This window comes from Rhizobacter sp. P3_B12, assembly GCF_056402895.1.
The window spans coordinates 1-757 of the sequence record NZ_JBFUGN010001608.1; the positions used below are offsets into that span (position 1 = coordinate 1).

At 70.7% G+C, this 757-nt stretch carries 2 protein-coding genes; both read right to left on the reverse strand.

The window, feature by feature from the left end:
- Positions 1 to 239: hypothetical protein (locus tag AC1D01_RS37190; protein ID WP_477874897.1), on the reverse strand; the 239-nt coding region annotated here is incomplete at its 3' end.
- Between the two features lie 107 nt (positions 240 to 346).
- A partial coding sequence (locus AC1D01_RS37195; protein ID WP_477874899.1) for a DUF2894 domain-containing protein occupies positions 347 to 757 on the reverse strand: 411 nt, incomplete at its 5' end.

The following is a 757-nucleotide window of genomic DNA, read 5'->3' on the forward strand; positions in this document are numbered from 1 at the left end:
GCCTGCAGGCGCGTGAAGAGGTAGCGCTCCAGGTTCAGCGTGAGGTTCTGCAGGTTGTCGGCCGCGGCGGCCTGGTAGCGCTGGTGGCTGGTCCACAGCGAGAACGCGAGGAAGCCCGCCACCACGGCCAGCGCCAGTGCGGCACCGACGGCCAGGCGCCGAAACGGCTGTCGCCAGTCCTGTGCGGTCGGCTCGTCGCTCACGTCGGCTCCCTGCGTCGTCGCGTGCCCTCGCGGCATGCGCTCGTTGCTGTGAGAAGGTTATAGCGCTGCCGCGCAACGGGCGACAACCGCAGTTCCACCCACGCCGGCATCGACAAGCTTGGGGATGCGCCTTCCGGCACGCATCACCCCTTGCCCTGTTGCAGGCTCAGCAAGGCATCGACATGGGCCACGAATCGGTCGAAGTAGCCCGGCGACAGGTCGCGCATCAGCGTCAGCGAGCGGTGCACGAGGTGATGCGAATTCAGCGGGCCGGCGTTATCCGGCAAGGCAGCCTGCGACTGCGCGAGGCGTTGATCGGCACTCAGCCGCGACCAGGTGCGGCGGAAGAAAGGCAGGGTGTCCAGTTCGGCGGTTGCGGCAGGGGCTTGCGCCGTCGGCGGGATCGGCACCTGCCGCGCCAGGCCGGCCACCAGATCGGCCAACGCGCTGCGCGGCGCCGGGCCGGCCTCGGCGGGTGGCTGGGTGGGCTCACCCTGCGACGCCGCTTGGTCCAGCGCCTGGCCACACGCCGAGAGCAGCACGGCGAGCCGCTC